Origin of the sequence: Salinivibrio sp. SS2 (genome assembly GCF_001722075.1) — a bacterium.
Taxonomy (GTDB): domain Bacteria; phylum Pseudomonadota; class Gammaproteobacteria; order Enterobacterales; family Vibrionaceae; genus Salinivibrio; species Salinivibrio proteolyticus.
In genome coordinates this window covers 1-5401 of sequence record NZ_MEBP01000032.1, presented here as the reverse complement: position 1 = coordinate 5401, position 5401 = coordinate 1, and the positions used below count along the sequence as shown (strand labels likewise).

The following is a 5401-nucleotide window of genomic DNA, read 5'->3' as shown; positions in this document are numbered from 1 at the left end:
ATGATTTAGGAAACAACGTCTCTACTAACTGCAGACCGTGTTGCTCAAGGCGATCGCCTATCTCGTCAATTGAACGATATTTCAGCTCGATATAGCTTTGATATTGCATACCATTTTCATATTCTCTTCTTACACGATGCAACATCGTATTACTTAATGTTGGGTGCCGGCTGTCCAAACCATATACATCGACGTTTTCTCCACTGTAACTCGTGTAGGAAGACCAATACTCGTAATTATGTGTTGTTTCAAAGTGCTTAGGACATGGAAGTCGACAATCAAATACAAAAAAACCATTTCCGTGCATGTGTTTTTTTACATTTTCGAGCATGGATGAAAGGTCTGTACCTGAAAGAAATGCTTGAAAGGCATTTCCCGTCATAATAATCAGATCAAAGACGCTTTTTAAGTCGAAACTTACGGCATCCTTTTCATAAAACGTGACATTACTAATATTTGATGACTTAGACTTCGCAAAATCAACCATTGAACAAGAAAAATCAATACCTACTGCATGAGATAACTTCTTTGATAATGGGATTGTTGCTAGGCCAGTCCCGCAGCAGACATCTAGTAGGGATAAGATATGTCGATGAAGCATTAAATCCTGAAAGAACGATATTTCATCCGAGTAGTAATTGCCATACTGGGCATCGTATTCCTCACCTGACCAAAACTCACTTCTACTCTGCTTCAAAAACTCTTTCCCTTGTACTTGAAAGCAATATGGGGCTCGTTACCATTCTCCTCTGTGGAAAAAGGAGAAACGCAATAGTAAAGAAACCGTATACTTTTTTTATCTATCACTAATGCCAACGCAAAAGAAAAATGCCCGGCATTACAATCTAATAAAAAAGCTTACATTACTAATGTTGTATATCACATGACTATATTATGATGTACGTTTTACAGCAACCACTGAAAAAATATGCCAATGCTTAGGAGCTCCAACCATTGTCGCGCCAGGCTCATCACGTTCTTTGAAACTGACTATTTCAAACTCTTCAAATAAGAGCTCAACTTGTTCTTTACTCAACGGAGCCGTCGGCAACCGAAAATTCGTTGCCCAAGTATCTCTAGGCCCCATAAAATCACCTACAAAAACACCACCAACCGCGATAGAAGAAGCAATTTTTCGCCATGTATTTTTAAACTCTATCGGATCAGCAAAGAACAAACTTGAGTTTGCTATCACTATACCAGTAGAAGGATAATTGAAAGACTCAAAGGAGCACTCTGAAAGTTTAACCAGCGGCTTTGAACTAAACCTTTCTGAACATATCGCAATAGAGCCTGCATTAATATCAAAGCCATACACCCGATAGCCTTGCTGCTCTAGATACGCTATCTCACTTCCTGTTCCACAACCGCAATCAACAGCGGTTTTCAGTCCAGACTGATCCAACTCAATGGCGAGTTCAGTGCGTGAATTGTGGGGGCGTAACAATGATTTTTCGTAGTACTGACGCCAAGTTGCTGAAGTATCATCCATAACGTTCAATATTCCAATAAAGTGAGCCAAATTAAGGTGTGAACAACGCTTATCCCTTAGCTAATCCATTGTGCGTAAGTACCAAAGCTGATTAAAACTGAAAATGCCAAGCGCTGAAAATTTCTCTTAAACACCTTGCCAGTTGCGTTCTAACCACTCCGAACGCAGCATCCCATATTTAACTGAATCGTAGTACTTGCCCTCGTAGTAACGCACTTTTCGCAATCTAGCTTCTTGCTGGAAGCCTAATTTCAATGCTAGCGACATCATGCGAGGGTTACCCGACCAGGTTGTCATACCAACGCGCTCAATGTCTTTAGTATTAAATAAGTACGAAACCCAGAGAGGAATGGCTCGTACTGCGACCCCCTTCCCCCAATATGCAGAATCGTAAATGATGATACCAGCTTCAAGCCAGCGAGTTTCTTCACACTCCCAGTAACAATTTACTGTCCCAACAGGCACATCATCCACAGTGACTAACTGTAGGTCTGAACCATTTAATAATCTTTGAAATGAAGATTTCTCAAACTGTTCTAGTGATGGATGTGAGTAAGGAAAGTAAGGGCCATTAAACTTTGTCCATTCATTATTTGAAATAACCAAAGAATGGAGAGATTCCAGTTCGTCTTCCTTGGCTGGTCTTATATCTACTTTCATACTTTCCTTAATCCTTACCGATTCTTTGTAACAAACTAACGAATGACATCATTCCTTCTCTTGATGCTCGGCCATACTTCGGTGCGGCAGAGCGACGTGTGGAATAAGAACCTCGCCGAAATCTAAAAATTGATGACATACACTTTTGTTATGGCGCTCGATTTTCAGTCAGTTCCTGTATGTCGATTAAATCCACTTCTCTTTTCAGTAAGCACTTGTACTTTATTAACTCGTCTTTAGGGATTACTGGCACTTCGACATTTTGGTAACACATTGAAACCGAGTTAGAAACATCAATTTCTAACCTGTGCCATGAACCATCAAGAGCCGATTGAATTCTAGTTCCTTTAGACAAACCAACTTCGATTTTTTGAGAATGGTAGATTAATTGGAAATACTCTAAATCCCAACCGTATTCCACGTAATGCGTTAAAGGTTTGGAGACATATGAACCAACCTTTGCTAACAGTTTTTCTGCATTGACATTGTGGATAAACAAGTCAATGTCCGCAACTGCTCGGCTACCACCGTAAATTTTTGCAGCCAAACCACCAACAATTTGATAGTCAATTCGCTCTGATTCCAAGATCCCCTTAAACCAAATCAATGCTTCTTTTACCCTATCGCTCATCTTGAGTACCTAGTTAGTTTAATCGTGCGCTATAATTCCAGCATAATACGTTTGCTACTATGCAGGCTTAGCTGAGTTTTACCGCCTTAATCACTAAAACTAAAGACAAACTGACAATGCCGAGTATAGCAAATCGTGTCGATGCATTTGTTATAACACTTACGTCCGCTTATCGAATTACTAACTCGTGAGTGGTTGTATCGAATACGCCAATACAATTTTTATCGAAGGGCAATTTCGCAATAATGTCACCATGACTTGAGATTATCTTACTACCGCCTAACCCTTTATCATTGGAGTTATTCAAAGAATTAGGCCAATTACATTGAATAACCATAGCAGAGAGTGATTTAGCTATCTTTTTTGAGCCCTCCTCATAATTTGTACTTTCAGTGTTTACGGAGAATTCAGATTGCCCAATATAGCTTGGCCATAGAATGTAAGATGGCGATTGAACTGATAATTGTTCAACAACCCAATTAAAGTCGCTTGCCTCACGGCACAAATAAGAGCTGAACGTCCCAAGTGGATGTTCCAAGATACTACGCTTATCACCAGATTCAAAAAATGTACACTCACTTTGAGTTAGCCCTACTTTTCGCCAAACTATCTCTAAAGTGCCCATCTCATTAATAGCAGAATACACATTATAAACCTTATTATTTTCATTTAATGGGTAGCCGATGAAGACCAATGTATTTGACAGTTGGCATTGAATTGAAACTTCATTCAGTGCATTGTCGACCAAATGTTTCTGTGCCTGATTTTTAATATCTCGATGGAAACCAGTAATTGCCAGTTCAGGAAACACAAGAACATCCAAGTCATGATTCTTGTTAACGACATTACAAATCGTTTTTGTGTTCCCCTCAACAGTCCAATCCATAGGCATTTGGGCTATACCTACTTTCAACGAATACCCCACTAACTATAAAAAATGAACCGGTGTTATAGCGCCGCTATCTAGCGAGTCCCCTCATAAATATCTTTTGAAACAATGAAGCAGACACGCATCGCTCCCTCTGATCGAATGAATTTCGCCAAAAACACACTCGATACAGACAGATTCAATAGCGATGCTAACGATGCATGATGATCAAACCCTACTACAAACACTGTCAAAACAGTGCCCCAACATTCACAAAAAGCGGCTTATTTCTCTTACTCTTGCCACTAAAACCTTACTCGACGGCGCTGATTTACCCCAAACCAGCCTAGGCGTGTGCTTGAGACGCAAACCTCAGTTAAATATGCGATTAAACATATAGACCGCCTGTTAAGCAATACACTGTTGTATCAAGAGAAAACCCTCATGCATCGCTGGTATTCCGCCAGCGCGTTTCGAACGCCTCTTGAAAAGTTTGTTGGCTTAAATAATGTGGCACCAAACTAGGCCACTCCAAAACAGAATATTCAAAGTCCAGATTATTACACTCTGAACTGGAAACATATGAAAAACTAACTGAGGACATGCCTTAAGTTCACTCGCCGAGAACATCATTTGCGGTTGAGGATCCCAACTTGTAGCTAAACACAGACCTCTTTTATACCTAGGGTGATTCACCAAGTACTCAGCGTAGGATGAGTACATTGTCCATATCCCTAAAAAACCAAGTAATTCAACTAGTGATATCACTTCTATACTAAATGGTAACAGTGAAGGTCCTCCAATGAGGAAAATAGCTGCAAATATCCATTTTCTATTTCTCATTACATATCCTTGTTAATGATTTTAGGAACAACTAATTAAGGTGGGCATAACGCCACCACAAAATCTAAGCCGTCATGCCGTAAAAATTAAATTAATTCAGGAAAAATTGCGTGAATAGAAAATATTCTAAAACTATTGATTAAAGCAATTTTTATTAAAAGGACCCTTAACTATTTCTATTCCTGCTTCAAATAAATGACTCAAAATTTTATTTAAAGACCAGCATATATTAAGTACCAATCTCCAGAATCTACTCTTGCTTTATTTCTCGGTTCCTGCCCCCAAAATTTTTAAAGTTTGTTCTTTGATTGCCAAACTTCACACCTTTACGTCCCTTGGAAAATATGGCTTCGGTTAACCGAGAAATATCTAATGGCTCTGCCACATGATTGGCAGGTAGCGGTGAGACCGCAGTAAGAGACCTTCTATATGTGTTTGCCGTAAGCAATGACTTAATGGCGGAAATGACAGAACGAAGTAGACGACTTTATTGTTCGAGAGCATTGGCTGCTGACGCAGCCAATACTCTTGCCTATTGACCGGAGAAGGGCTCATATGTGTTAGGCGGCATCTCGCAATCGCTCAAATTCTTGCTGATAATGGGGAAAATGAGGGTGATCTACACCAAACGTTGACTCAAAAGCCAGATTTACTGCTCCAAAAAAAGCGGCGCTCGATAAACTTATACTTGCGCGTTTCCGTTTCACCAACAAACACACGAATCGTTGAGCAGCACTCGCTAAAAAGTGGCCGCGAATGAAGTCTGATAGTCGAAGATCTGCGTCAGCCATCAGCTTTTCAAGCTCTTTAGAAAGGGCTGGGTCGCTATCCAACCCTAAGCTTGGTAGTGTTCAAAAGTCTGTGTCACTCCTATAGTTAACCCTCAATAGGGAGTGATACATCAATA

5 protein-coding genes are annotated in these 5401 nt (G+C 40.0%); all 5 read right to left on the bottom strand.

From position 1 onward, the window contains the following. Nucleotides 1-697, bottom strand: a 697-nt coding sequence (locus BGK46_RS02115) for a class I SAM-dependent DNA methyltransferase (RefSeq protein ID WP_069586828.1), incomplete at its 3' end; no start/stop codon positions are given. A 195-nt stretch (nucleotides 698-892) separates the two neighbouring features. Next, nucleotides 893-1492 (bottom strand): class I SAM-dependent methyltransferase, encoded by a 600-nt coding sequence (locus BGK46_RS02110; RefSeq protein WP_069586827.1) that lies wholly within the window; start codon nucleotides 1490-1492, stop codon nucleotides 893-895. Between the two features lie 126 nt (nucleotides 1493-1618). Continuing rightward, nucleotides 1619-2152 (bottom strand): GNAT family N-acetyltransferase, encoded by a 534-nt coding sequence (locus tag BGK46_RS02105; RefSeq protein ID WP_069586826.1) that lies wholly within the window; start codon nucleotides 2150-2152, stop codon nucleotides 1619-1621. Nucleotides 2153-2300: 148 nt separating this feature from the next. Then, nucleotides 2301-2783, bottom strand: a complete 483-nt coding sequence (locus tag BGK46_RS02100; protein ID WP_069586825.1) for a MazG-related protein — start codon at nucleotides 2781-2783, stop codon at nucleotides 2301-2303. 169 nt (nucleotides 2784-2952) lie between these two features. Beyond that, complete coding sequence (locus tag BGK46_RS02095; protein WP_256388318.1) at nucleotides 2953-3708, bottom strand: nitrilase-related carbon-nitrogen hydrolase; 756 nt, start codon at nucleotides 3706-3708, stop codon at nucleotides 2953-2955. Nucleotides 3709-5401 lie beyond the last annotated feature (1693 nt).